The 25,334-nt window shown below is 70.4% G+C and carries 27 protein-coding genes; 6 read left to right on the top strand and 21 right to left on the bottom strand.

Annotation, left to right across the window (positions count from 1 at the left end; translation table 11 throughout):
- Nucleotides 1-97: 97 nt before the first annotated feature.
- The gene (locus ACWY4P_RS13435) at nucleotides 98-2,311 is read right to left on the bottom strand and encodes an MMPL family transporter (RefSeq protein WP_456212913.1); all 2,214 of its coding nucleotides are present in this window, start codon (nucleotides 2,309-2,311) and stop codon (nucleotides 98-100) included.
- A 430-nt stretch (nucleotides 2,312-2,741) separates the two neighbouring features.
- On the opposite strand from ACWY4P_RS13435, the gene ACWY4P_RS13430 reads away from it, so the two are divergent.
- Nucleotides 2,742-3,962: a S8 family peptidase gene (locus ACWY4P_RS13430; RefSeq protein WP_456210774.1), complete on the top strand. Its 1,221-nt coding sequence runs from the start codon at nucleotides 2,742-2,744 to the stop codon at nucleotides 3,960-3,962.
- Nucleotides 3,963-4,113: 151 nt separating this feature from the next.
- Nucleotides 4,114-4,755, top strand: a complete 642-nt coding sequence (locus ACWY4P_RS13425) for a mycothiol-dependent nitroreductase Rv2466c family protein (protein WP_456210773.1) — start codon at nucleotides 4,114-4,116, stop codon at nucleotides 4,753-4,755.
- Here ACWY4P_RS13425 and ACWY4P_RS13420 read toward each other — a convergent pair.
- On the bottom strand, nucleotides 4,748-4,948 hold the full coding sequence (locus ACWY4P_RS13420) for a DUF397 domain-containing protein (protein WP_456210772.1): 201 nt from the start codon (nucleotides 4,946-4,948) through the stop codon (nucleotides 4,748-4,750). The genes ACWY4P_RS13425 and ACWY4P_RS13420 overlap by 8 nt on opposite strands.
- 12 nt (nucleotides 4,949-4,960) lie before the next feature.
- Nucleotides 4,961-5,812: a helix-turn-helix domain-containing protein gene (locus tag ACWY4P_RS13415; protein ID WP_456210771.1), complete on the bottom strand. Its 852-nt coding sequence runs from the start codon at nucleotides 5,810-5,812 to the stop codon at nucleotides 4,961-4,963.
- Nucleotides 5,813-6,050: 238 nt separating this feature from the next.
- On the opposite strand from ACWY4P_RS13415, the gene ACWY4P_RS13410 reads away from it, so the two are divergent.
- The 3 genes from ACWY4P_RS13410 to ACWY4P_RS13400 all read left to right on the top strand — a co-directional run bounded on the left by ACWY4P_RS13410 (nucleotide 6,051) and on the right by ACWY4P_RS13400 (nucleotide 8,942).
- A complete protein-coding gene (locus tag ACWY4P_RS13410; protein WP_456210770.1) occupies nucleotides 6,051-7,130 on the top strand; it encodes an AAA family ATPase in 1,080 nt (359 codons plus the stop codon).
- 158 nt (nucleotides 7,131-7,288) lie between these two features.
- The gene (locus ACWY4P_RS13405; RefSeq protein ID WP_456210769.1) at nucleotides 7,289-7,924 is read left to right on the top strand and encodes an HNH endonuclease; all 636 of its coding nucleotides are present in this window, start codon (nucleotides 7,289-7,291) and stop codon (nucleotides 7,922-7,924) included.
- 10 nt (nucleotides 7,925-7,934) lie between these two features.
- On the top strand, nucleotides 7,935-8,942 hold the full coding sequence (locus ACWY4P_RS13400; RefSeq protein WP_456210768.1) for a hypothetical protein: 1,008 nt from the start codon (nucleotides 7,935-7,937) through the stop codon (nucleotides 8,940-8,942).
- 10 nt (nucleotides 8,943-8,952) lie between these two features.
- Here the strand turns inward: ACWY4P_RS13400 and ACWY4P_RS13395 are convergent, their stop codons facing one another.
- The 4 genes from ACWY4P_RS13395 to ACWY4P_RS13380 are packed head-to-tail and all read right to left on the bottom strand — an operon-like array spanning nucleotide 8,953 to nucleotide 11,879.
- Nucleotides 8,953-9,540: a Uma2 family endonuclease gene (locus ACWY4P_RS13395; protein ID WP_456210767.1), complete on the bottom strand. Its 588-nt coding sequence runs from the start codon at nucleotides 9,538-9,540 to the stop codon at nucleotides 8,953-8,955.
- A 30-nt stretch (nucleotides 9,541-9,570) separates the two neighbouring features.
- The gene (locus ACWY4P_RS13390) at nucleotides 9,571-10,656 is read right to left on the bottom strand and encodes a hypothetical protein (RefSeq protein ID WP_456210766.1); all 1,086 of its coding nucleotides are present in this window, start codon (nucleotides 10,654-10,656) and stop codon (nucleotides 9,571-9,573) included.
- A gap of 57 nt (nucleotides 10,657-10,713) precedes the next feature.
- Nucleotides 10,714-11,304 carry an exonuclease domain-containing protein gene (locus tag ACWY4P_RS13385; RefSeq protein WP_456210765.1) on the bottom strand — a complete coding sequence of 197 codons (591 nt, stop codon included), beginning with the start codon at nucleotides 11,302-11,304 and terminating at the stop codon, nucleotides 10,714-10,716.
- A 47-nt stretch (nucleotides 11,305-11,351) separates the two neighbouring features.
- Nucleotides 11,352-11,879, bottom strand: coding sequence for a hypothetical protein (locus ACWY4P_RS13380; RefSeq protein ID WP_456210764.1), 528 nt, complete (start codon nucleotides 11,877-11,879; stop codon nucleotides 11,352-11,354).
- 65 nt (nucleotides 11,880-11,944) lie between these two features.
- Between ACWY4P_RS13380 and ACWY4P_RS13375 the strand changes: the two genes are divergently transcribed.
- The gene (locus ACWY4P_RS13375) at nucleotides 11,945-12,670 is read left to right on the top strand and encodes a hypothetical protein (protein ID WP_456210763.1); all 726 of its coding nucleotides are present in this window, start codon (nucleotides 11,945-11,947) and stop codon (nucleotides 12,668-12,670) included.
- An 81-nt stretch (nucleotides 12,671-12,751) separates the two neighbouring features.
- Here the strand turns inward: ACWY4P_RS13375 and ACWY4P_RS13370 are convergent, their stop codons facing one another.
- From ACWY4P_RS13370 to ACWY4P_RS13305, 14 genes are all read right to left on the bottom strand, one after another.
- Nucleotides 12,752-14,308, bottom strand: a complete 1,557-nt coding sequence (locus tag ACWY4P_RS13370; protein WP_456210762.1) for a phosphodiester glycosidase family protein — start codon at nucleotides 14,306-14,308, stop codon at nucleotides 12,752-12,754.
- A gap of 293 nt (nucleotides 14,309-14,601) precedes the next feature.
- Nucleotides 14,602-15,372 (bottom strand): sirohydrochlorin chelatase, encoded by a 771-nt coding sequence (locus tag ACWY4P_RS13365; protein WP_456210761.1) that lies wholly within the window; start codon nucleotides 15,370-15,372, stop codon nucleotides 14,602-14,604.
- 75 nt (nucleotides 15,373-15,447) lie between these two features.
- Nucleotides 15,448-16,389: an ABC transporter permease gene (locus ACWY4P_RS13360; RefSeq protein WP_456210760.1), complete on the bottom strand. Its 942-nt coding sequence runs from the start codon at nucleotides 16,387-16,389 to the stop codon at nucleotides 15,448-15,450.
- Nucleotides 16,376-17,194, bottom strand: coding sequence for an ABC transporter ATP-binding protein (locus ACWY4P_RS13355; RefSeq protein WP_456210759.1), 819 nt, complete (start codon nucleotides 17,192-17,194; stop codon nucleotides 16,376-16,378). The genes ACWY4P_RS13360 and ACWY4P_RS13355 overlap by 14 nt, the downstream gene beginning before the upstream one ends.
- Before the next feature lie 91 nt (nucleotides 17,195-17,285).
- Nucleotides 17,286-18,428 carry an ABC transporter substrate-binding protein gene (locus ACWY4P_RS13350; RefSeq protein ID WP_456210758.1) on the bottom strand — a complete coding sequence of 381 codons (1,143 nt, stop codon included), beginning with the start codon at nucleotides 18,426-18,428 and terminating at the stop codon, nucleotides 17,286-17,288.
- Nucleotides 18,429-18,554: 126 nt separating this feature from the next.
- The gene (locus ACWY4P_RS13345) at nucleotides 18,555-18,686 is read right to left on the bottom strand and encodes a hypothetical protein (RefSeq protein ID WP_456213387.1); all 132 of its coding nucleotides are present in this window, start codon (nucleotides 18,684-18,686) and stop codon (nucleotides 18,555-18,557) included.
- Nucleotides 18,674-20,017 (bottom strand): sulfate adenylyltransferase subunit 1, encoded by a 1,344-nt coding sequence (locus ACWY4P_RS13340; RefSeq protein WP_456210757.1) that lies wholly within the window; start codon nucleotides 20,015-20,017, stop codon nucleotides 18,674-18,676. Before ACWY4P_RS13340 ends, ACWY4P_RS13345 begins: the two co-directional genes overlap by 13 nt.
- 2 nt (nucleotides 20,018-20,019) lie before the next feature.
- Complete coding sequence (gene cysD / locus ACWY4P_RS13335; RefSeq protein WP_456212912.1) at nucleotides 20,020-20,973, bottom strand: sulfate adenylyltransferase subunit CysD; 954 nt, start codon at nucleotides 20,971-20,973, stop codon at nucleotides 20,020-20,022.
- A gap of 5 nt (nucleotides 20,974-20,978) precedes the next feature.
- Entirely contained in the window at nucleotides 20,979-21,524 is a 546-nt protein-coding gene (gene cysC / locus ACWY4P_RS13330) for an adenylyl-sulfate kinase (RefSeq protein ID WP_456210756.1), read from the bottom strand.
- Nucleotides 21,525-21,544: 20 nt separating this feature from the next.
- Entirely contained in the window at nucleotides 21,545-22,249 is a 705-nt protein-coding gene (locus ACWY4P_RS13325) for a phosphoadenylyl-sulfate reductase (RefSeq protein WP_456210755.1), read from the bottom strand.
- Nucleotides 22,246-22,428 carry a hypothetical protein gene (locus tag ACWY4P_RS13320; protein WP_319694816.1) on the bottom strand — a complete coding sequence of 61 codons (183 nt, stop codon included), beginning with the start codon at nucleotides 22,426-22,428 and terminating at the stop codon, nucleotides 22,246-22,248. The genes ACWY4P_RS13325 and ACWY4P_RS13320 overlap by 4 nt, the downstream gene beginning before the upstream one ends.
- A 184-nt stretch (nucleotides 22,429-22,612) precedes the next feature.
- Nucleotides 22,613-24,310, bottom strand: coding sequence for a nitrite/sulfite reductase (locus tag ACWY4P_RS13315; protein ID WP_456210754.1), 1,698 nt, complete (start codon nucleotides 24,308-24,310; stop codon nucleotides 22,613-22,615).
- 226 nt (nucleotides 24,311-24,536) lie between these two features.
- Nucleotides 24,537-24,620, bottom strand: a complete 84-nt coding sequence (locus ACWY4P_RS13310; protein WP_456212911.1) for a putative leader peptide — start codon at nucleotides 24,618-24,620, stop codon at nucleotides 24,537-24,539.
- Nucleotides 24,621-24,758: 138 nt separating this feature from the next.
- Entirely contained in the window at nucleotides 24,759-25,295 is a 537-nt protein-coding gene (locus ACWY4P_RS13305; protein ID WP_456210753.1) for a GNAT family N-acetyltransferase, read from the bottom strand.
- Nucleotides 25,296-25,334 lie beyond the last annotated feature (39 nt).

Raw genomic sequence — 25,334 nt, 5'->3', positions numbered from 1 at the left:
CGTATTGCGTGTGTGCGTCGTGCCGTCCGTACCGCCAAAGCACGAACCGGCCGCGCGGCACGAGGGCCACGCGACCGGCTCACCGTAAGGACCCGTCCTACCGGGTCGCAACCGATTTACGCTCCGGCTCCGCCCCGGCGGCCGGCGCCGCCGTCACGGCCGACTCGTCGTGCGTGAGGTCCGGCAGCCAGTGCAGCCAGCGCGGCAGGTACCAGTTGCGCTCGCCGAGCAGCGACATCACGGCCGGCAGCAGCACCCCGCGGATCACGGTGGCGTCGATGAGCACCGCGGCCGCGAGGCCCACGCCCATCTGCTTCATGCTCTGCATCGACAGCGTTCCGAAGATCGCGAAGACCGCGACCATGATCACGGCGGCGCTGGTGACCACGCCCGCCGTGGTGACCACGCCGTGCACCACCGCGTCCTTGGTGGTCCTCCCGGCCATCCGCGCCTCGCGGATCCGGGAGACCACGAAGACGTGGTAGTCCATGCTCAGCCCGAACAGGATCACGAAGAGGAACAGCGGCAGCCAGGACACGATCGCCCCGACCCCCTCCGCGCCGACCAGGCCCGCGCCCCAGCCGTGCTGGAAGATGGCGGTGAGGACACCGTACGCGGCGCCCACCGACAGCAGGTTGAGCACGATGGAGGTGATGGCCACCGTCAGCGACCTGAAGGACATCAGCATCAGCAGGAAGGCGAAGACGACCACGAAGGCGAAGACCGGTGTCACGGCCGACCCGAGCTTGTCGTTGAAGTCCTTGGAGGCGGCGGTGGACCCGCCGATCGGGGCGTCGACGATGCCGTCCGCCTTGTCGAGCGTATCCGGGCGCACCGTGTCGCGCAGGATGCTGAGGCTCTTCTCGCTCTTGGCCTCGTCGGAGCCGCCGACCAGCGGCACCTCGATGACGGCGAGGTTCTCGCGGTCGTGGAAGGCCACCTTCACCGGGCCCTTGGAGGCGCCCTTGGCGACGGCCTCGTCGCGGAAGCCGTCGATCGCGGCGCGCACCGGCGCGGCGTTGATGTCGTCGGCCTTGACGACCACCTGGGCCGGGGAAGGCCCGCCGGGGAACGCCTCGTCTATGTGCTCGTACGCGGCCACGACGGGCAGCGAGTCGCCGAACTCCTGGTCCAGGGTGAGTTCCGCGGTGTTCATGCCCAGGGCCGGGACGGCCACGGCGATCAGCACACCGCTCGCGAGCGCCACCGACAGCTTGGGCTTGCGCAGCACCCGGCCCAGCACCGCACGCCAGAAACGGCTCTCGCCGTTGCTCTGCCGCTTGGCGCGCCCCACGAACGGCAGCCGGCCCTTCTCGACCCGCTCGCCCAGCAGCGACAGCAGCGCCGGGAGCACCGTCACCGAGCCGAGCATCGCCACGGCCACCACCAGCAGAGTGGCCAGGCCCATCGCCTTGAACTCGGCGATGCCGGTGAAGAGCATGCCCGCCATCGCCACGATCACGGTGAAGCCCGAGACGAGGATGGCCCGGCCGGAGGTGGCGGCGGCTATCCGCAGCGCGGTCTGCGCGTCCCGGCCCGCCGCCCGCTCCTCGCGCTCGCGCCGCAGATAGAACAGGCAGTAGTCCACGCCCACCGCGAGGCCCACCAGCAGCATCACGGAGTTGGCGGTGTCGCTCATGTGCACGGCGTGGCTGACCACCGCCACCAGACCGGTGGTGGCCAGGAACGCGGTCATCGCCAGCAGGACCGGCAGCAGGGCGGCGACCAGCGCGCCGAAGGCGATCAGCAGGATGCCGAGGGCCACGGGCAGCGCCGAGAACTCGGCCTGCTGGAAGTCGTCGCCGAACGCGTCGTCGAACGCCTTCTGGCCGCTCGCGTCGCCGAACTGCTCGATCCGCAGGTCCTTGTGCTCACCCTGCGCCTTCTCCACCGCGTCCAGCACGGGCTGGACATGGTCGGTGGCCTTGTCGGGATCGCCGCGCATATCGAACTGGACCAGCGCGGAGCGCCGGTCCGCAGAGATCGTCTTCGTGTCGTACGGCGAGGTGACGTCGGTGACCTGACCCGTGCCCCGTACGGCCTTGATCACCCCGTCGACGGCGGAGCGGAACGCCGGATCGGTCGCCGTGACACCCTTGCTCTTCGCCTGGACGAGCACGGTTTCACCGGCCGGGTCGTCAATGCCGACGTCGTCCAGAAGCTTCGAGACACGCCCGGACTCGCCCGGCATTCCCTCGCCGTCCGATACGTCCACCCGGCCCGCCATCGACCCGACGGCGAGGGCGAGGATGACGAGCAGCACCCACCCCCCGACCGCGGTCCACCGGTGCCGGGCACTCCAACTGCCCATGCGGGCCGCGATCCCCTGCGGCCTGTCCAAGCGGCCTGTGTCCGCCACGACGTCCCCTTTTCCCCAGATCTCCCGGTGACGGACTCGCTGCCGCCGACCTCGGCATGACGCTATGGGGTGCGGGGGCGCCATCCCATCGTGCTGACCGGTGAACCGTCGGGCGGCTTTCTCCACCCGGAGGAGGGGGGATATCCCTACCTCCGCAGAGGAGACCCCTTACACGTAAAAATCCCGCGACCGCCCGCCCGGAACCGCCAACGCCTGCTGCCGTACACGGAAGTTGCCTACGTCACACGTGGCCGAGGATCTTGAATTGAACGCGTCAATCAGTCAGGGTTTCCAGTCAGGCCGGAGCGGGTCCCCACCGAAGCTCCGGCGCCGTTGCAACGCGAACTTTCCCCCCACAACCACACGAGGAGGAACCCTCGTCATGGCAGTTCACAAGCAACTCAACGCGCGTCGACTCACCTTGGCCACGGCCGTCGCGGCCGCCGTGGCAGCCGGCGCTTTCGTGGCCGTCCCGGCCGGCGCGTCCACCACTTCCCCGGCCGAAGGCAAGGTCTACGGCACCCAGTCCGCGGACTCCGTCAAGGGCAGCTACATCGTCCTGCTCAAGGGCGGCAAGAGCATCAAGGCGGACAGCACAGGCAAGGACCTCGCCCAGCAGTACGGCGGCACGCTGCGCCGCAGCTACGACTCCGCGGTCAACGGCTTCTCCGCCGGCGGCCTGACCCAGACCGAGGCCAAGCGGCTCGCCGCCGACCCGGCCGTCGCCAAGGTCGTCCAGAACCACCGCTTCTCGATCGACGCCACCCAGGACAACCCGCCGTCCTGGGGCCTGGACCGCATCGACCAGGCCGACACCGAAGGCGACAAGAAGTACACCTACCCCGACAGCGCGGGCGAGGGCGTCACCGCGTACGTCATCGACACCGGCGTACGCATCAGCCACAAGGACTTCGGCGGCCGCGCCACCTCCGGCTACGACGCCATCGACAACGACGACAACGCCGACGACGGCCACGGCCACGGCACGCACGTGGCGGGCACCATCGCCGGCACCGACCACGGCGTCGCCAAGAAGGCCAAGATCGTCGCCGTCCGCGTCCTGGACGACCAGGGCTCCGGCACCACCGAACAGGTCGTCGCCGGCATCGACTGGGTCACCGAGAACCACCAGGGCCCGTCCGTCGCCAACATGAGCCTCGGCGGAACGGCGGATGACGCCCTCGACGCGGCCGTCCAGAAGGCCATCGACTCCGGTGTCACCTTCGGCGTCGCGGCCGGCAACGAGTCCACCGACGCCGGCCAGGGCTCGCCCGCGCGCGTCAAGGACGCGATCACCGTCGCCTCCAGCACGGACACCGACGAGCAGTCCGACTTCTCCAACTACGGCGACATCGTCGACATCTACGCCCCCGGCTCGGACATCACCTCCGACTGGAACACCGGCGACGACGCCACCAACACCATCTCCGGCACATCCATGGCCACCCCGCACGTCGTCGGCGCCTCGGCGGTCTACCTCGGCGGTCACCCCGACGCCACCCCGGCCGACGTGGCCAAGGCGCTGACCGAGGGCGCGACCTCGGACAAGATCTCCAACCCGGGCGCGGGCACGCCGAACAAGCTCCTGAAGATAGTCGAGTAGGACACGCACGACCCCGTGGCCGCCGCGCTCGTCCCCCATGGAGCGCGGCGGCCTCTTTTCCTGACCGGGAATGGCCCACCGGGAATGGCCCACCGGGCGCGGCTGGGAATGGCCCAGGGCCTCGGGTCGTCAACGGGCTAATCTCCCACGCGTGAACACATCTTCGAACGCCGCGGACGCCACCACGACCCCCACCAAGGTCGACCTGTACTTCGACCCCATCTGCCCCTTCGCCTGGATCACTTCGCGCTGGATCCTCGAGGTCGAGGGCCGGCGCGACCTCGACCTGCGCTTCCGGGTCATGAGCCTGTCCGTCCTCAACGAGGGCCGCGAAGACCTCCCCGAGCGCTACCGCGACCTGCTGGCCAAGGGCTGGGGCCCCGTCCGCGTCTGCGTCGCCGCCGCGCAGCACCACGGCGAAGAGGTCCTGCGCGACCTCTACACCGCGCTCGGCACCCGCATCCACAACCAGGGCAACGAGGACGCCGAGGCCGTGATCCGCGAATCCCTCGCCGAAGTCGGCCTCCCCGCCGACCTCGCCTCGGCCGCGACCAGCACCGACTACGACGACGCCCTCCGCAAGAGCCACCACGAGGGCATGGACCCCGTCGGCGAAGACGTCGGCACGCCGACTCTTCACGTCGACGGCGTCGCCTTCTTCGGTCCGGTGCTCTCCTCCATCCCGCGTGGTGAGGATGCGGTGCGCATCTTCGACGGCGCCCGGCTGCTCGCGGGCTACCCCGACTTCTTCGAGCTCAAGCGGACGCGCACGGGGGGCCTGGACTTCAGCTGAGGTGGTCGAGCGCGCCGGCTTTGACGGTGCGTATGAAGGTGGCGAGCTGGCCGGGGGTGGCGGTGATGGTGGCTGCGGGGGCGTCGCTCTCCCGCAGCCGGACCTTGCCGTCCATGACGGCCAGTTCGACGCAGTTGTCAGCGTCGCCGTGCCCGGAGAACGACGACTTTCGCCAAGCGACGGACTTCGTCATGGTGCGGCCCCTTCAAAGCTCTTGAGCGATGCTGTGGATGAAATCGCGCGACTCCTCGGAGGAGAGCGAGAACGTCGCGGCCTTGTCGAGAAGTGCTCGATAGCGCACGAGCTGTGACTCCGCGTCCAGCATGCCAGGGCCGTGCAGTGCGTCGATGTACACGGTGTCGAGCTTCGGTACCGGTCCCGCCGCGTAGAGCAGGGAGTTTCCCGCGCCCCCGAACCTGTCGGTGTCGAAGGGGACTACCCGGATGGTGATGTTCGACTGCTCGGACTGCACCAGGAGGTACTCGAGCTGCTTGCGTGCGGTATCCCGGGTGGAAACACGCGTGCGCAGCGCGGCCTCATGAATGACCGCGTGGTATCCGGGCGGCGAGTCCTGTGTCAGCGCTGCGCGCCGCCGCAGACGGAAGGTGACCAGCGCTTCCAGGTAGCCTGATGACGGCTGCGGGATTCCGTAACCCATCAGATCCCGCGTGTAATCCTCGATCTGCAAGAGCCCGGGAATGTAGACGCCCTCGAACGTACGCAGCGAGGTGGCCCTGTGCTCCAGCTCGGCAAGGTCGAGCGCTCGGTGGGCGAGGACTCCCCGAAACTCCTCCCACCATCCCTTGCCGCGATCCGTGGCCATCGCGACCAACTCAGCGATCAGCTCCTCGTCGAGGCACGCGTACTGAGTCGCCATCTGCCGGACCCGTTCCGCACTGATGCCCGCACGCCCCGACTCCACGTGGCTCATCTGGGCCGAGGTCGTGCCGACTCGCTCAGCCGCCTCCCGGGCGGTGATGCCCGCCGCCTCACGCAACTTGCGCAGTTCGGCGCCCAGTCGCGCCTGGAACGCGGTGGGCTGACTCCTCAGTGCCATGAGCCCGTTCCCTCCGATCCGTTGAGAGCCCGACAGTCGCTCGTTCCGCCATCCAACCAGACGGCCCGGACATCGCCACAAACTTGTGGTGCACAAAATTGTGGCGTACCGTGAGTGACGCGCTCATCACACTGCGATGACCGGTGTGAACCGGAAGCGCGCTACCCCCTCATGCCTGCTGCCTCGGCACCGGCATGCCCGAAGCGGGGGGACCGATACCTCTCGGAGGCCTACACACGTGGATGCCCGATGGGTCAGCACCGACACCCTCACCGACGACTGGTTTCCGGAGACAGGGAGCGTCCGGCTGGTCTGGGAGCGGGTGACCAACCGTGGCGAGAGCCATGTTCGCCTGCGCCGCCCTTCGACGGCGAAGGGGTTCAAACTGCAGCGGAGGGCCGAGTCGGGCCCCTGGCAGGAGACTCCGCAGGGGTGGCTCTGCCTCGGCTACGGCCCCTACCGCCGTCTCAACGGCGGAGCGTCCGCTCGGTCCGGGGGCTCTGAGCGCGCAGAGCGGCTGGCGACGCTCTTCGACGAGAACGTCTGCCTGGCGGAAGGCGTCACCTGGCTGATCGAACAACATCTGCGCAGCCTCGAAGGGCGTACCGGCGCACGCGAGCTCGTAGACGCCGTGAAACTCCTACTCGGCGATGGGCTGCTGCCCGACGACCACGAAGTGACCGGGGTCGATTCCGACGGGCTCTGGGTGAAAACCCCGCGCGGCGTCCTCGCCTTGCGCAGTATGAGCGATGGCTACCGCTCGGTCACGGCGCTCGTCATCGACATCGTGCGACACCTTCAGGGTGCCTATGGTGAGCTCCGCGTCGAGGATCGCGGGGGACGTCCCGTCATCCCCATGCCGGGCGTCGTGCTTATAGACGAAGTCGATGCCCATCTGCACGTCAGCTGGCAGAAGCGGATCGGTCACTGGATGAAGCAGCACTTTCCTGGGATCCAGTTCATCGTCACCACCCACAGCCCGTACATCTGCCAGGCCGCCGACCCCGGCGGCCTGATCCGGCTGGCGGGCCCGACCGAGGAGCGGCCGCCCGAGGTGGTCGACGAGGAGCTGTACCAGCGAGTTGTGTACGGCAGCGGGGACGACGCGATCCTCTCCGACCTCTTCGGGCTGGACTCTCCGTACTCCGAGCGGGCGGATGAGCTGAGGCGACGGCTCGCAGCCATGGAGTTCAGGATCCTGGACGAGCAGGCGAGCGAGGAGGAGCTGGCGGAATACCGGAGGCTGAGCACGCAGCTGAACAGCTCCCTGTCGGCCCGAGTGAGCGAAGTGGCCGCCCATCTGGGGCGTGACGAGTGATTCCACTGCAACGGCCGCCGCTCGACAACCGGACTGCCGGTCTCCTTGCCACGGCACATGAGCGCTTACCCGAAGTCGGCCTCACCGAAGCCGTTGCCCGGAGCGCCTGGAAGGCCGCCAGCGGCACGCGCAGGAGGGTCGCCGACGCGTTACGCGCCATGGCCAGCGGCATCGAGCGCTGCATGTACTGCTCGGAAAGCCTCGGCACGGCGATCGACCACCACGAGCCCCTCAACCATGCGCCACGACGGGTCTTCGACTGGTACAACCACCTGCTCGCCTGCGCTTTCTGCAACACCCACGCCAAGGGCGGTGCGTTCCCGCGAGACGCGGCCGGGAATCCCCTGCTCGTCGACCCCACGGCGGACGAACGGGCGGACCACTTCCGGCTTTCTCTCACCAGCGGGGAGTATCACTGCCTGACCGCGCGAGGCTGCGCTTCCATCGATGTCTTCCGGCTCAATCGCGGCTCCCTGCGCCATGGCAGGCTGGACGCGGTGGGGCAGTGTCTCGACACCCTGGCGAAGTGCGCCGAATACCTGGCGACGGGCGACAAGGCCGAAGTGGACAGCCGGGTGCGGCGACTCGGGCGGCAGCCTTTCGCGGACGTGCTCCAAGAACTCCGACGGATCGCCGACCGGCCCTCGGCCCCCTTGGTGCTCGGAAACGATGCCGCTCTCGTGGCCCTGCACAGCCTGTACGAACCCCTCACGGCCAAGCCCGTATCCATCCCCAAACAGGGGCGTCACGAGCCGAACTGCCGGTCGTGGGCTGATGTCCGATCGGGCGGCTAGTCTCTGCCGCATGTCTGACGCACTGCTGCTCCTCAGCAGCGACATACCTTCCGCATGCCCGATCACAGACCTCGCGCTGGTCGAGGCGGGCGGCGGCGGTCCGGTGGTGGTCTGCGCCGACTTCGACGGGGCCGTGTGGACCTGGGATCCGCTGCGGGACGAGTGGCGGAAGCGGCCACTGGCGTACGCCTTCGCCGAGGATCCGCGTGCCGCGCAGTACCCCGACGCCGAGAACGAGATCGGCTCGGTGGCCGCGGCCGTCTCCGGCGGGCGTGTCGTGCTGGCCGCGGGCGGCGACGAACAGGCCCCGGCGATCTGGGACTTGGAGAGCGGCGCACTGCTCTGCGGGACGACCTATGACGCGGACTACCTCGGTGCCGTCGCCACCGTTCGAGGGGAGGGGCCACCGCGCTTCGTGACGGGCTCGCAATACGGTGGCGAAGTCGTGGTACGAGGTGTGTCCGGCGACGCGTCTCCGGTCGAACTGCCCGGCGAGGAAGACGACATCACCAGTCTCGCGACCGCGTGGATCGGGGGCCGCTCGCTGGTCGCGTCGGGCGGCTTGGGGATAGATGTGTGGGACCTGGCCCGGAACGAGCCGTTGGCGCGGTTCTCCCCGTACGACGGCGAGGTCCGGGCCGTCTCCCTCGCCCGGCTCGATGAGCGCCCGATCGTGGCGGCGGCCTCCGGTTCCGACGAGGTGTACGTGTGGGAGCTGTCAGAGGGCGACGATGATGCCGAGCCGATCCATGACCCGATCGCCGGCCACGAGGACCGTGTCCGCGCCATGGACACCGTGGAGGCCGGCGGTCGGTCCCTCGCGGTGACCGGGGCCAAGGACGAGACGGTGAGGATCTGGGACCTCGCCGCGGGGGAGCAGGTCGGCGCACCGCTGATCGGCCACCGAGGCGGCGTGGAGGCCGTCCTCACCGCCACGCTTCGGGGCCGGCACGTCGTCCTCAGCACGGGGCGGGACGGCACGATACGGGTCTGGGACCTGCCTGCCTTGCTGCGATAGGGCCAGTTGCTCAGCTCGCCAGATCGCCGAGCAGAGCGGCGACGTCCAGGTCAACGCTGAACTCCCCGGCGACCTGGATGGATTCCTTGCCCGTGACCGTGGCCACCTCGCGGTAGGTGTCGACGGACAGCTCGTGTACCACAACCCGCACATCGGGTTCGAGCTCGACCCGCCAGTAGGCCGGCACCTTCGCCTGGGCGTAGAGCGCGGGCTTGAGGATGCGATCGGTGGACCGGTTGAACGGTGACACGATTTCCACGAGCAGCAGGACCGCTTCGAGCGGCACGGCCAGCGTCCCGCGCTGGACGGCGGCGCGGTCGACGATGGCGATGTCGGGGATGAACAGTCTCGACTCTCCCGTCACCATCGCCGCCCCGGCGGAGAGGAAGGGCGCGGCGGATTGCGTCAGGGCGGTGTTGATCTGGCGGTGGAGTTCCGAGGACACGATCTGGTGATCCCAGCCGGGTGCGGGAGACACCATGAGGGCACCGTCCACGAGCTCATAGCGGGCGCGTGCCGGGTGCTCCGGGAGGGCGAGGACGTCCTCGACCGTCCAAGGGCCCTCGTGATCTTCGACGCGCATGTCGTCGGCGCTCATGTTTCTGGACTCCAGCATTTCTCTCTGCCGCTAACCGCTGATGTAGATGAGGGCGGTGCGTTGTGCTCCGATCAGGAGAAGACACGAGTCCCCCTCGCCGTGCAGGACCGAATCGAGGGGGAAGTTCTTGGCGTAGGCGAGAACGGGTGGGATTCCGGGCGCCCCGGTGATCTCGGTGACGATCGTTTCGAGGAGGTCGCGGGCGAGCCAGGAGACCAGCTCGTCGCCGGGGATCTCGGGCGTCGTGGAGTCGAACTCCCAGACCAGGGTCTGGGCCCGGGCCGCCGCGACCATGTTCCGTTCGGACTGGGTCAGCGCGGCTTTCAGGGAGGCGGCGTCCAGCGCCCAGAGGACGTCGTCGGTTTCGTCGTCGCCCTCCTCCGCGATCAGCCAGTGTTCGTCTCCGGACCAGCCCGCGCGGAAGGCGGCGTCGGGGTCCGCGACGTTCAGGTCGACGTCATGGGTTCCGAAGGTCACCTCGAAGGTCACCGCGTCGGTGTTGTTGATCCGGAGGAATTCGCTCAGCAGTGTCGTGACGCAGGCGATCCGGTACTCGGGCGCATCGTTGACGGTGGGGGCGACCGGGGTGGGGGCCAGTGCCAGACGTGTGGTTCTTTTGCCGGAGCGCACCAGCAGGTGCAGCTCGTCGTCCAGCGCGGGGCCGTCCGGCTCGGCGGCCACCGTGATCCGCAGCAGGTCCGTACCGTCTGTCACCAGGTAACCGGCCAGGTATCCGGCGAGCGCCCGGCCTCGTCGGTCCAGGCTGTCGGGTTCCGCCTCCAGTGCTTCCATGAGCAGCGCGAACGCCTGCTCGGCACCGTCGTCCGGCAGGCCCCACGAGGCGTGCAGGGGGCCGTCGGATGTCTCGCCGGGATCTTCGATGTCGAACCACTCGACAGCCACCGGATGGCGCCGCCCGTCGGGGTCGGCGAACGTCGACGGGAACGCCCCGTATTCCGACACCTCGGCCAGGGAGGGCGCGGTGGTCCACTCTTCCTCGCAGGACGCGGGAGCTTCGCCGCCGACGACCGCCAGGCGCCATCGCGGCAGCCACAGCGCGAACAGGTGCTCCACGGCCTCGAACGGGCCGATGTGGCCAAGCTCCGACTCCGTCAAGGCCCATCCCCCGAGGTCCATGGTTGTGATCACAACAGAGCCTACCGGCCCGGGCGGTCACCCTTCGGAGGAAGGCGGCCGCTCGGCCGGGGTCTGTGTGCCGCGCCCCAGCAACCCCGCCAGCAGCCCCGCGATGTTCCACGCGTCGTCCACGCCCCGGTGGTGTGTGCCCACGAGCTCGAGCCCGGCGTGGCGGAGGGCGCCCGCCATGCCCAGCTCGCGGTCGAGGGAGTGCATCAGCGAGTAGAGGTTCTTGACGTTGAGATGCCGGGTGGCGAACGGATAAGGGACGTTCGTGGCGGCGCACTGGCGCGTGAACTGGGCGCGGTCGTACTCGCCCCAGCTTGCCCACACACGGTGTCCGGCACCATGTTCCTCGCGCAGGATCTCGCAGGCTTCAGCGAAGCCGACACCGCCCGCGGCCTGTTCGGGGGTGATGGTGGTCAGCTCGGTGCAGAAGGGGCTGACGGTGGAGTGCTCGGGGCGGACCATGAGGGCGCGGCGGCCGGAGCGCTCGCCGGTGGCCACCTCCAGCTCGCACAGGCCGATCTCGATGATCTCGGATGCCATGCCCTCGGGGGTCGGGCCGTCCCAGCAGGTCGCTTCGATGTCCACGACGAGCACGCGGTCGAGTCGCAGTCTTGCCATGCGGGTAGCGAATCACGGGGGCGGGGTGGGAGGCACGCCAATTGTCGTCAGGCGGGGCGCCGGGGTGCCGGGCGGGGCGTCGGCCAGGCGGCGATGGCGCCGGTGACGCCCGCGCCGAGCAGGGCGAGCGCGATGGTGAGGGCGATCCAGTGACGGGCCGCCAGGTCGAGGACGCTCTGGTCGAGGGCTCCGGCGGGCTGGGCCTCGTAGGGGTCTGCCCGGTCGTAGACGACGGTCGTCGCCACGCGGTCCTCCGTGTCCCGGTGGCCGTGCGGGACGTAGAGCGAGCCGTCGATCGCCTTTTCCGGCACGGTGACGGGATCGCCGTCGGCGTCGATGAAATCGAGCCACACCGATGACGTCGTGCAGCTGATGCCACGCCCCTGGGAGCAGGTCGTGGTCAGGGACGCCTGGGCCCGTGCGTGCAGCCCGTGCGCGCGCAGCGCGGCCAGCTCGGCGTGGCCGTTCCACACCTGCTTGACCTGGCCTGCCAGCAGCAGCGCGCCGATCAGCGCGACGGCCACGGCGGCCGCCGTCGACCACCATCGGCGCAGCGGACTCTCCATGGATGCCATGAGTGGCACGGTAATCGAGGTGGCCGAAACCCGCGTTGTCACCCCCGCCACCTAGAGTCTGGGCCATGACGTACGAACGGCTTCGCGACCTTCTCGCCACCGGACTGATCGACCGCCTCGACGCCCGCGACAAGACACTGCTGGAGCGGCGCGCGCGGATCAAGGCCAGTGGGGAGAAGCCGTTTCGACTCGAGCCGCGCGGCTGGTGGTACGCGGTGCCCGGCGCCGCGTACGAGGGGGTCTTCGAGGCGCTGGGGCTGCACGACCGGTTCCCGGTCACGCTGGAGGAGGGCGCCGATGTGGAGGACAAGCCGTGGCACCGGGGGGCGTTGCCCGTGTTCATCACCCCGGAACTGGACGGCTGGCGGCTGATCTTCGGCAACCTCATCGACGTGGTCGGTGAGGGCTGGGACGAGTGGATGGGCGCGGTGGAGCGGCTGAGCGAGCACTGCGGCGAGGCGCAGATGTTCTTCGAGGACCAGGTGGCCGGGGCGGACATCTGGGTGGTGGCGGAGAAGGGGCGGATCCGGCGGCGTTACGCGGCGGAGAGCGACCCCGAGTGGGTCGGCGAGCCGCTGTCCTGGGAGGACCTGCGCATCGACGAGGAGGACTTCGACCCGGAGTACGACGAGGCCGAGCCGAACGAGGGCATGGCGAGGGCGGCCTACGCGTGCGGTCGGCTGTCCGTCGACCCCACGGAGATCGACTCCGATACGCGGATACGCGGCCTCGGCTGGCTGGCCCTCAACGCTCCGGGCATCGGGCACAAGGGCCTGGATCTGCTCGTGTAGGAGGCATGTCGGTTTGTAGTGGATTTGGGACAGCGACACGCCGACGCCACGGCGTGTCGTCGTCTCATATCCACTACAAAGTCACCGACCGGCGCGCGCCGGAAGCACCTGGACCGTGTCGCCCACCGCCCGTTCGCCCGCCACGTCCGAGGGCGCGTTGACAAGCTTGCCGCCCACGGCCATGGCGCTGGAGCCGCCGCCGTCCAGATTGAGCGCCTGCTCCGCGCCCAAGGAGTGCATGAAATCCGCGCCTTCCGCCAGGGTGAAGCCCTCGCTGACGCCGGGCTGGCGCCCGTCCACGGTGACGAGGAGCAGGCGTCCGCGCTTGTCGAGGCCGGCCATGGTGCGGGGCTGCCGTCCGTTGGACCAGGCGTAGCCGAAGGAGAGGTCCTTGGGGTCGAGCATGCCTTCGGTGGCGGCGTCGATGACGATCCGGCCGTTCTCCACCAGGGTGGGCGCGGCGCTGACGATGCTGTCGTCGGGGCCGAGCCGGACCTGTCGGCCGGCGGTGTCGCGGATGACCTCCTGCACGGCTATGCGCTCGCCCGGGCGGCCGTGGGAGGTCAGCCAGTCGGCGGCGCCGCCGATGCCCTGGAGCACCGTGCCGCCGGACGGGACCTCGCCGCCGCGCGGGCCGACGGAGACCACGCGGTGGTCGGCGCCGAGTACGACCTGGACGCCCGGACCGGCGGGCAGGTCGGTGCGGAACGACGCGGTGAACCTGACCAGGTCGTCGGCCTTGGAGCAGGTGAGGTCCTGGCGGGGCAGGTCGGTGGGGGTGGTGCCGGGGCGGCCGCAGTTGCGTACCTTGCCGGGCACCCGGTTGATGCCCTGCACCGGGTAGGCGGCGGATCCGGCCCGCGCGGTGACCGTGGTGGTCAGATCCGCGATACGGGCGCGCCGGCCGCCGTCGCCAAGGATCAGCGCGGCCCGCGAGCCGGCGGCCATCGACTGGAGCTCGCCGCCGTAGGCGCCGATTCCGGACACCGTGCCCTGGACGCCGTCGGTGTCGGAGGTGATGAAGAAGCCGCCGTTGACGCCGACGAGTGACCCGGTCTTCGCGGCGACCGAGGAGGTCGTCTCGCGGTCCGCGACATCGCCGTTGTGCGTGCTCTCGACGGTGCCGGTGAAGGCGGCCGGATCGATGACCGCGACGTGCACGCTCTCCCGGTCGGCCGGCTGCTGAATGTCGTAGCCGGTCCACTCCACGGCCGGCTGGAGGCCGATCGGGGTCACTTTCGGGGTCGTGAGCTGCGCCTCGGCCGAGGTGGCGTACGAGCCCACGCGCACCCGCCAGCCCATCGTGCCGCGCGGCGTGTCCGCGTACGCGGGCCAGCCGACCTGCTCCACGCGCGGCTCGAGACCCGCGTCGCGCAGCCGCCGCACGGTGTCCTCGGCCCAGGCGCGGCTGCCCAGCGGGGCGAACGTCGGGGCGCCGGTGAGCCGGTTGACGGCGGGGGCGTTGATGGTGACCGTCCAGGCCGGCTTGGCGTCGGGGCGCTGGATGACGCCGGTACGCAATTCGACGCCCGGGGCCACCGTCTGTGTCGTCCAGCGGACTTGGGCGGCGGTGGCCGCCTGTGCCGTTCCGGGGACCAGCCAGGGGTTGATGACCGTCAGCGCGACGGCGGATGCCACGGCGACCGCGACACGCTGACGGGCGCCACGACGGGCTCTGTCGGCTCCGAGTGTACGAGTGTCGCGTTGGTTGCGCATGACATCCCCCTGGGGGCCTCGACGTCCTGCGACGTCCTGGTGGGTGGAGGCAAGTCCAGCGGTGTCCGGGGGCCGGGTTGACAAGGGCGCGGGACGGGGCGCGGAAGGGGTGGTGAACGGTTGGAAGGAGCGTGGTCCGACCGAGTGATGAGTAGCTGGATTATCCCTTGGCGGCGGTGGTCTCGCCCCTCGGGAGGGCCGGCGCCCGGCCGCCGTCAGGCGCTGAGCGCCGTGAGCTTCTGGGCCTGTGCCTCGTCGTAGCGGTGCAGCAGCAGCCGGGCCAGCTCCGGGGCCGGGCCCAGGACGCCCGCCAGGACATCCGCGCCCGCCTCGCGCGCCCCGTGCGCGATGCGGTCCGGGAGGCGGCCGGGGGCGATGACGTACGGGGCGACGGCCACGCGGCGGGCGCCCTCGGCGCGCAGCGCGCGCACCGCGTCCGCGGTGCGGGGGAACCCCGCGGGAATTGCCGCGGAGGCGAACGCGGGCCGCACGGCGCACCAACCGGTGTGCCGCCACTCCCGCGCGATTTCTGCGATCACCGCGATCGCCTCCGGGTCGGTGGAGCCCGCCGAGGCCAGGACGACCCCGGTCGAGCGTCGGTCGCCGGGCCGCAGCCCGGCCTCGTACAGGCGCCGCTCCAGGGCCTGGGTCAGCAGCGGCGAGGGGCCCAGGACCTCGGCCTGCCGGACGCGCAGGCCCAGGTGGCGGGGCGTCGCCTCGCGAAGCACCGCCGGGATGTCGGCCTTCGCGTGGAAGGCGCGGGTGAGGAGGAGCGGGAGGGCGACGATGTCGCGGGTGCCCTCCGCCGCTAGGCGGTCCAGGACCTGGCCCACCCTCGGCGCGTTGAACTCCAGGAACGCCGCCTCCACCCGCAGCCCCGTCCGCAGCGACCGCGCCCGCGCGCACAGCGCGGCGACGGTCGCCGCGTGGCGTGGGTCGCGGCTGCCATGGGCGATGACCAGCAGGGTGGGGGCGGGGGACGTCACGGGAGGCGTTACCGGATTCCTTACGGGGGTGGGTACGGGCGGGGGTGCGGGGCTACGGGTGCAGGGCTGCGGGTGTCAGTGGGTGCTTGCCAGCAGGCCTCGGCTGCGCAGCACCCGCCGCTCGATCGGGGCGAAGATCAGCAGCTCGATCGCGATCCCTACGAACAGGATCATGATGATGCCGAGCAGCACCCCCGCCATGTCGGAGTTGTTGCGCTGGTTCTCCAGGTACTGGCCGAGCCCGAGCCCCAGGTCGGGGGACTTGGCGATGATCTCCGCGGCCATCAGCGAGCGCCAGGAGAACGCCCAGCCCTGCTTGAGGCCGGCGACATAGCCGGGGAGGGCGGCGGGCAGCAGGATGTGCCGGGCGCTGACCAGGCCCCGGGCGCCGAGCGTGCGTCCGGCGCGCAGGAAGAGCGGGGGCACCTGGTCGATGCCGGCGACCAGGCCGTTGGCGATCGAGGGGACCGCGCCGAGCAGGATGACGGCGTACATCATCTTGTCGTTGAGGCCCAGCCAGATCACCGCGGGCGCCACCCACGCGACTGAGGGCAGCGACTGCAGCCCGGACAGGATCGGGCCGATCCCGGCGCGGATCAACTTCACCCGGGCGACGACCAGCCCCAGCGGGGTGGCGATCGCCAGCGCGATGAGGAAGCCGAACAGGCCGCGCGAGACGCTGGTCCAGACGATGTCGAGCAGCTCGCCGCGGAGCCACAGTTGCTCCAGCGCGTCCCAGACCAGCTTGGGGTCGGGGAGCTTGTAGTCGTCGGTGACCTTCGCCCAGACGAGCACCTTCCACACGACGAGGATCAGGGCGACGGCCACGATGGGCGGCAGCACCTTCTGGACCAGCACCTCGGCCGGCGACGTGCGCCGGATCTGCACCGCGTCCAGCGCGTCGAGCCCGGCCTCCAGGCCCGCCAGGTCCTGGCTGGTCTGCTTCCCCGGCTCTTCCGCCTTCTCGACGGCGGCCGTCGTCTTCGGCGACTCGCCGGTGATCTCAGTGCCGGCCATGGCGGCGGATCTCCCCACGCAGTTCTTCGGTGATCTCAATGGACAGGTCCGCGACGGCCGCGTCCTCGATCCGGCGCGGCTGCGGAATGTCGACCGCCCACTCCCGGACGACCCGCCCCGGCCGCGAGGACAGCAGCACCACGCGCTGGGCCAGGCGCACCGCCTCGCGTACGTTGTGCGTGACGAACAGGACCGAGACGCCCGTCTCGCTCCAGATGCGGGTCAGTTCGCCGTGCAGCACATCGCGGGTGATGGCGTCGAGCGCGGCGAACGGCTCGTCCATCAGCAGCACGCGGGAGTCCTGCGCCAGCGCGCGGGCGAGCGCGACGCGCTGCCGCATACCGCCGGACAGCTCGTGCACCCGCTTCCCGTACGAGCCGCCCAGCCGCACCAGCTCCAGCAGCCGCTCCGCCTCGGGCCTGCGGTCGGCGCGCGGCACGCCGCGCAGCCGCAGCGCCAGTTCGATGTTCTTGCCCGCGGTCAGCCACGGGAAGAGCGCGTGCTCCTGGAACATCAGGGCCGGCCGGCCGCCGGGGACCTCGATGGTCCCGGCGGTCGGCTTGTCCAGGTCCGCGACAAGGTTGAGCAGCGTCGACTTGCCGCAGCCCGAGGCGCCCAGGAGGCAGACGAACTCGCCGGGGCGCACATCGAGGTTGATGTCGTCGAGCACGGGCTGCGCGGCGCCGGGGCGGCCGAACGCCTTGTGGACGTGGTTGATCCGGACAGCTCCGGTGGGATGCGACGAGCCTGCCGCGGCTGCCGCGCCCGCCCGGTCGGCCTTGTCGGTGGTCAGTGCCGGGGACATCCGGTCACCTCCTGATGGGTGCGTACGTGCGTGTGTGCGTGCGTACGGGGCGCCCGCGTACGCGTTGCGTGCGTACGCGGGCGCTCGGTGGCTACTGGGTGCCCAGCCCGGCGGCCGAGACCGTCGGCTTGCCCTCCGCCTTGAGGACCTTGTTGAGCAGGGTCAGGTCGTAGATGCCCTTGAGGTCGGGCTTCTCCAGGAGCCCGGCCGCCACCGCGTGGTCCGCCTCGGTGTTCAGGGTCGAGGCCAGCGGGTCGTCGGTGACCTGGATGCCCTTCCACGCCGGGTCGATCACCTCGGCCGGGAGCGCCTTGCCGGTCTCCGCCTCGAGCGCGGCGTTGGCCTCGGCCTTCGCCTTGTCGGGGTTGGCCTTGATGTACGCGTTGGTGTTCACCGAGCCGCGCAGCACGGCCTCCACGACGTCCGGGTGCTCCTTGAGGAAGTCCTGCCGGACGATCACGTTGGTGATGACGAACTTCTTGTCCGGCCACAGGGTGGACTCGTCCAGCAGCACCTTGCCGCCCTCGGCGACCAGCTTGGAGGCGGTCGGCTCGGGCACCCAGGCGCCGTCGATCGAGCCGGACTTGTAGGCGTCGGGGGTCACCTTGTTGTCCGTACGGACCACGGAGACATCGCCCTTGCCGCTCTGGGCGTCGACCTTCCAGCCCTTCTCGGCGATCCAGTTGAGGAACGCCACGTCCTGGGTGTTGCCCAGCTGCGGGGTGGCGATCTTCTTGCCCTTGACGTCGTCAAGCGTCTTGATCTTCTTCGGGTTGACGACGAGCTTGACCCCGCCGGAGGCGGAACCCGAGATGATCTTGAGGTTCTTGCCGTGGGACTTCACATAGCCGTTGATGGACGGCGAGGGGCCGATCCAGCCGATGTCGATGGAGTTCGCGTTGAGCGCCTCGATCTCGGACGGGCCCGCGTTGAAGACGAACGGCTGGATCTTGGTGCCGCCGAGCTCCTTCTGGATCAGCCCGCCGTTGCGCAGACCCACCAGCGCGGTGGCGTGCGTGAGGTTGGCGAAGTAACCGATCTTCACCTTGTCCAGGCCGTCGATCTTCTTGCCGCCGGCGGCGGGGACGGCCTTGTCTCCCGTGTCGTCCTTCTTGGAGCCGTAGCCGCAGGCGCCCAGCGCGCCGATCAGCAGCGGGAGGGCGGCGGCCGCCGCGAGGAGGCGGGTGCGTCGGCGGAAGGCCGGTCGTGGGTGCGTGGTGCGGTCGACGGACACGGGAGGTGTTCCTCTCGGAGGGCCGGGGACAGCGTCAGGGCGCCCGGCAGTCAGGGGGTCCCTCCCAGCGGTAGCTGGGGGAAGGTCTTCGGATGCGGTGCGGCGGGGGAGCGGGAATGTGCCAGGTCAGCTCACACATCGGCCGACCCCTCCCTGGCCGCTGCCCAGGGCGCCGCTGCCGACGCGGCCGCCCTCCTTCGCGAAGGTGGAGAAGACATCACCGGACATGCTCAGCAGGGACATGGTCAGAAGTCCCATCCGTCGTCATCGGCCTGGTCGACTCCGGCACCGGCTGCGGCCGTCGAGGCGGTCGCGAACGAGTCGCCCACCATGCCCGCCGTCAGCGTCGTGCCGTCGGCCGGGTCGATCAGGATGAACGAGCCGGTGCGGCGGGAGTCGGCGTAGGAGTCCACCGGCAGCGGCTCGGCGGTACGGATCTTCACCCGGCCGATGTCGTTGGCGACGAGCTGCTCCGGGTGCGGGTGCAGGGACAGGTCGTCGAGCGTCAGCCGGGACGGGATGTCCTTGACGATGGCCTTCACGGTGCGGGTGCCGTGCTTGAGCAGCACGCGGTGGCCGACCGTCAGCGGCTGGTCCGCGACATGGCAGACCGTCGCCTCGATGTCCTGAGTGGCCTGCGGCGCGTCCTTGCTCGGCACGATCAGGTCGCCGCGCGAGACGTCGAGGTCGTCCTCCAGCAGGACGGTCACCGACTGCGTCGTCCAGGCCACGTCGACCGGCTCGCCCAGCAGGTCGATGCCGGAGATCCTGGTCGTACGACCGGACGGCAGGACCGTGACCCGCTCGCCGACGCGGAACGAGCCGGCCGCGATCTGGCCCGCGTACCCCCGGTAGTCCGGGTGCTCCGCGGTCTGCGGACGGATCACATACTGCACGGGCAGCCGCGCGTGGCAGTGCGCCAGGTCGTGGCTGACCGGGACGGTCTCCAGATGCTCCAGGACGGTCGGGCCGCCGTACCAGTCCATGGTCGCGGACGGCTCCACCACGTTGTCACCGGCCAGCGCCGAGATCGGGATGGCGGTGACCTCGGGGACGCCGAGCTCGAGTGCGTATGCCGTGAACTCCTCGGCGATGGCCGCGAAGACGGCCTCCCGGTAGTCGACGAGGTCCATCTTGTTGACCGCGAGGACCACGTGCGGGACGCGCAGCAGCGCCGCGATCGCGGCGTGGCGGCGGGTCTGCTCGACGACGCCGTTGCGGGCGTCGACCAGGATGACCGTGAGCTCGGCGGTGGAGGCGCCGGTGACCATGTTGCGCGTGTACTGCACATGGCCGGGCGTGTCGGCGAGGATGAACCGCCGCCGGGGCGTGGCGAAGTAGCGGTACGCCACGTCGATGGTGATGCCCTGCTCACGCTCGGCGCGCAGGCCGTCGGTGAGCAGTGCCAGGTCCGGGCCCTCCTGGCCCCGGCTCGCCGACGCGCGCTCCACGGCCTCCAACTGGTCGGCGAGGACCGACTTGGAGTCGTGCAGAAGGCGGCCGACGAGGGTGGACTTGCCGTCGTCGACCGAACCGGCGGTGGCGAACCGCAGGAGGGTGGTCTCGGTGAGCTCTATGGTCGTGGTCATGCTTAGAAGTACCCCTCGCGCTTGCGGTCCTCCATGGCGGCCTCGGACAGCTTGTCGTCGGCGCGGGTGGCGCCGCGCTCGGTGAGCCGGGAGGCGGCGATCTCGGCGATGACGGCGTCCAGCGTGGTCGCGTCGGAGTCGACGGCACCGGTGCAGGACATGTCGCCGACGGTGCGGTAACGGACCTGCCGCTTCTCGACCGTCTCGCCGTCCTTGGGCCCGCCCCACTCGCCGGCGGTCAGCCACATGCCGCTGCGCTGGAAGACCTCGCGCTCGTGGGCGAAGTAGATCTCCGGCAGTTCGATGTTCTCGCGGGCGATGTACTGCCACACGTCCAGCTCGGTCCAGTTGGACAGCGGGAAGACCCGGACGTGCTCGCCCGGCGCGTGGCGGCCGTTGTACAGGTTCCACAGCTCCGGGCGCTGGCGGCGCGGGTCCCACTGCGAGAACTCGTCCCGCAGCGAGAAGACGCGCTCCTTGGCGCGGGCCTTCTCCTCGTCGCGACGGCCGCCGCCGAAGACGGCGTCGAACCGCTCAGCCTGGATCTTCTCCGTCAGCGGGAGCGTCTGCAGCGGGTTGCGGGTGCCGTCAGGGCGCTCCTTGAGGACTCCGCGGTCGATGTAGTCCTGTACGGAGGCCACATGGAGGCGCAGCCCATGGGCCGCCACCGCACGGTCCCGGTACTCGAGGACCTCGGGGAAGTTGTGCCCGGTGTCGACGTGCAGCAGCGAGAAGGGCACCGGCGCCGGGGTGAACGCCTTGAGCGCCAGGTGCAGCATGACGATCGAGTCCTTGCCGCCGGAGAACAGGATCACCGGCCGCTCGAACTCGCCCGCCACCTCGCGGAAGATGTGCACCGCCTCGGACTCCAGCGCGTCCAGGTGCGTCAGCGCGTAAAGGTCGCCGTCGTCGCCGCCGTCTTCCGAGCCGGGTCCGGTCCCGTTGCTCTGAGCCACGGTCGTCACGCCAGTCCCCTCTCACTCAGCAGCGACCTGAGCGCCGCGGCGGATTCCTGCACGCCCCGCTGATGCGTCTCGATGCGCAGGTCCGGGGCGTCGGGGGCCTCGTACGGGTCGTCGACCCCGGTCAGCCCCGCGATCTCGCCCGCGGCCTGCTTGGCGTACAGCCCCTTCACGTCCCGCTCGGCGCACACCTCCACCGGCGTGGCGACATGCACCTCCAGATACGCCGTGCCCTCGGCCTGGTGGCGCTTGCGGACCGCCTCGCGGCTGTCCGCGTACGGGGCGATCACCGGCACCAGGACCTTGACGCCATTGGAGGCCAGCAGCTCGGCCACGAAGCCGATCCGCTGGACGTTGGTGTCCCGGTCCTCACGGGAGAAGCCGAGGCCGGAGGAGAGGAACTCGCGGATCTCGTCGCCGTCCAGCACCTCCACCCGGTGGCCCTCGCCGCGCAGCCGCTCGGCCAGCGCGTAGGCGATCGTGGTCTTGCCCGCGCTCGGCAGCCCGGTGAGCCATACCGTGGCGCCCTGCTGTGTCACGCTCATCTGGTTCTCCTGGTCAGCCATCAGCCGTGCAGCCCGCACTCGGTCTTGGCGCGGCCCGCCCAGCGGCCGGCCCGTGCGTCCTCGCCCTCCAATACCCGCCGGGTGCAGGGGGCGCACCCCACCGACGCGTATCCGTCCATCAGCAGGGGGTTGGTGAGCACGCCGTGTTCGTCGACGTACGCGTCCACGTCCGCCTGTGTCCAGCGGGCGATCGGGGAGACCTTGACCTTGCCCCGCTTGGGGTCCCAGCCGACCACCGGGGTGTTCGCGCGGGTCGGGGACTCGTCGCGGCGCAGCCCGGTCGCCCAGGCGTCGTAGCCGCGCAGCCCCTCCTCCAGCGGCTTGACCTTGCGCAGGGCGCAGCACAGGTCCGGGTCCCGGTCGTGCAGCTTCGGGCCGTACTCGGCGTCCTGCTCGGCGACGCTCTGGCGGGGGGTGAGCGTGATGACGTTGACGTCCATCACGGCCGCCACCGCGTCGCGGGTGCCGATGGTCTCCGGGAAGTGGTAGCCGGTGTCGAGGAACACCACATCGACGCCGGGCAGTGCGCGGGAGGCCAGATGGGCCACCACCGCGTCCTCCATCGAGGAGGTGACGCAGAAGCGCGGCCCGAAGGTGTCGGTTGCCCAGCGCAGGATCTCGAGCGCCGGGGCGTCCTCCAGCTCGCGCCCCGCCCGCTCGGCCAGCTCTTGCAGGTCCAGGGTGTTCTGCCGCTGCTCGGTCATATCGCCGTGCCCCCTTCGCCGTGGTCGCGCCGCAGGCCCTTGGCCAGCAGCCCGAGGAACGACAGCCGGAACGCGCGGTTGCAGGACGCGCATTCCCACGCGCCATGGCCCTCCTCGGAGGGGCGCAGGTCCTCGTCCCCGCAGTACGGGCAGTAGAAAGGCGCCGCACGCTCACTCATGGCGCCTCCTTATTACCGCTCGCTTCTCCGCCCGCGCGGCGCAGAGGTGCGGCCATCGTGGTCGTCTGCGGCCCGGTGGCCGCGCGTGCGTCGCTCGCTGTGCTTTCCTGTTCGCTTCTCCGCCCGCGCGGCGACAGCGGGCGCATCGTGGTCGTCTGCGGCCCGGCGGCCGCGCGTGCGTCGCTCACGACAGCGCCTCCTCGCTCGCCCGCGCCGCCCACGTCGCGAACCGCTCGCCCTCTTCCCGCTCTTCCTGGAAGCGGCGCAGCACGCGCTCGATGTAGTCGGGGAGTTCGGCGGAGGTGACCTTGAGGCCGCGCACCTTGCGGCCGAAGCCGGGCTCCAGGCCGAGCGCGCCGCCCAGGTGGACCTGGTAGCCCTCGACCTGGTCGCCGTTGTCGTCCATGACCAGCTGGCCCTTGAGGCCGATGTCGGCGACCTGGATGCGCGCGCAGGCGTTCGGGCAGCCGTTGAGGTTGATGGTGATGGGCTCGTCGAACTCGGGCAGGCGGCGCTCCAGGTCGTCGATCAGCGCGGAGCCGCGCGCCTTGGTCTCGACGATCGCGAGCTTGCAGAACTCGATGCCGGTGCAGGCCATCGTGCCGCGCCGGAACGGCGACGGCTGGACCTGAAGGTCCAGCGCCTCCAGGCCGGCGACGAGCGAGTCGACCCGGTCCTGCTCGACGTCGAGCACGATCATCTTCTGCTCGACGGTGGTGCGGAGCCGGCCGGAGCCGTGTGCCTCGGCCAGTTCGGCGATCTTGGTGAGGGTGGCCCCGTCCACGCGGCCGACGCGCGGCGCGAAGCCGATGTAGTAGCGGCCGTCCTGCTGGCGGTGCACGCCGATGTGGTCGCGCCACTGCTGCACGGGCTGCTCGGGCGCGGGGCCGTCGACCAGCTTGCGCTTCAGGTACTCGTCCTCCAGCACCTGGCGGAACTTCTCCGCACCCCAGTCGGCGACCAGGAACTTCAGCCGGGCGCGGGTGCGCAGCCGCCGGTAGCCGTAGTCGCGGAAGATGCCGATGACCCCCGCCCAGACCTCCGGGACCTCGTCCAGCGGGACCCAGGCGCCGAGCCGGACGCCGATCTTCGGGTTGGTGGACAGGCCGCCGCCGACCCACAGGTCGAAGCCGGGGCCGTGCTCGGGGTGGCGTACGCCGACGAGCGCGATGTCGTTGATCTCGTGGGCGACGTCGAGCAGCGGCGAGCCGGAGATGGCCGTCTTGAACTTGCGCGGCAGGTTGGAGAACTCCTTGTTGCCGATGAACCGGCGGTGGATCTCCTCGATGGCCGAGGTGCCGTCGATGATCTCGTCCTCGGCGATCCCGGCGACCGGCGAGCCGATGATGACGCGCGGGGTGTCGCCGCAGGCCTCGGTGGTCGACAGGCCGACTCCCTCCAGCCGCCGCCAGATCTCGGGCATGTCCTCGATCCGGATCCAGTGGTACTGGATGTTCTGCCGGTCGGTGATGTCGGCCGTGCCGCGGGCGAACTCCTGGGAGATCTCGCCGATGACCCTCAGCTGCTCGGTGGTCAGCCGGCCGCCGTCGACGCGGACGCGCAGCATGAAGTACTCGTCGTCCAGCTCCTCCGGCTCCAGGATGGCGGTCTTGCCGCCGTCGATGCCGGGCTTGCGCTGGGTGTACAGGCCCCACCAGCGCATGCGTCCGCGCAGGTCGGCGCCGTCGATGGCGTCGAAGCCACGGTGGGCGTAGATCGTCTCAATGCGTGTCCGCACATTGAGACCGTCGTCGTCCTTCTTGAACTGCTCGTTGGCGTTGAGGGGCGTGAAGTGGCCCGCGGCCCACTGGCCCTCGCCGCGGTGGCGTCCGGCCTTGCGGCGGGGCGTGGCTGCGCTGGGGCGGTCCGGGGTGGCGGCCATGGCGGTGTGTGTCCTTCTGAGCGGCTCTGGTGCGGTCGGACGGTGCTCGGTGCACGCCCTCGGTGACCCGCGCTTTTGCGCAGGCGGGCACGGCGATGCGGCGGAGGGCGGGGTGCGGTGGCGGGGAGATCGAGACATACGCGGGCGCCCACGACGTCGGGGGCGGCGGGGAACGCGGCGGTGCCGGCGGCGCTACCCGGGGTCGGGGCCGCCTATGGGTACAGCCTCAGTCGACTGGACAGATCGCGCTGGACATGCGGCCGAGATCGACGTGGCGCCGACTCACCAAGGCAATTCCAGCTCGAGACATGAGGGAAGCGTGGCATGGGGGTCTCAGGGCAGTCCACCATCATCCAATATTTGGACAACTATGTCCCGCATGGTGAGACGCTGTGTCCTTGGTCACCTGTCGCGTCACTTGCGGTCCGGGCGGTCGGCTCACTCGGTCTCACGCGGGCTCGGTGTCGAGCTTGGTGTCGAAGACCCGGAACCCGCGCCGCCGGTAGTTGTCCAGCGCATGCGGCCCGTCCTTGCTACAGGTGTGCACCCACACCCGCTTGGTCGGCGGCCGCCCGGCCCAGCGCTCGGCCAGGTCCCAGGCGCGGGCGGTGCCCCAGGTCAGCAGGTGCCCGCCGATGCGGCGCCCCCGGAACGCGGGCAGCAGCCCGAAGTACGCGATCTCCACCACGCCCTCGTCCTGCCCGTCCAGCTCGATGTACCCCGCCGGGGTGCCGCGCTCATACGCGACCCAGGTCTCCACCCCGGGGCGCTCCAGGAACTCCCGCCACCGCTCGACGGTCCACCCCAGCCGGTCCGTCCAGGCCACATCCGCGCCGACGGCCGTATAGAGGAAGCGGTTGAACTCCGGGCAGGGGATCTCGGCCCGTACGATCCGCACCTCCGCGGAGGCGGGGGGCTGCTGGGCCGGGGCGAGGTCCGCGGGCGAGGTCTGCTCCAGGGACCAGGTGGTGACCGTGATGCTCATACGGCACATCCCATCACGACCGCGGCGGGCGGCTGCAAC

It is taken from the genome of Streptomyces sp. LZ34, from assembly GCF_053890475.1.
This window is presented reverse-complemented; position numbering and strand designations above follow the sequence as displayed.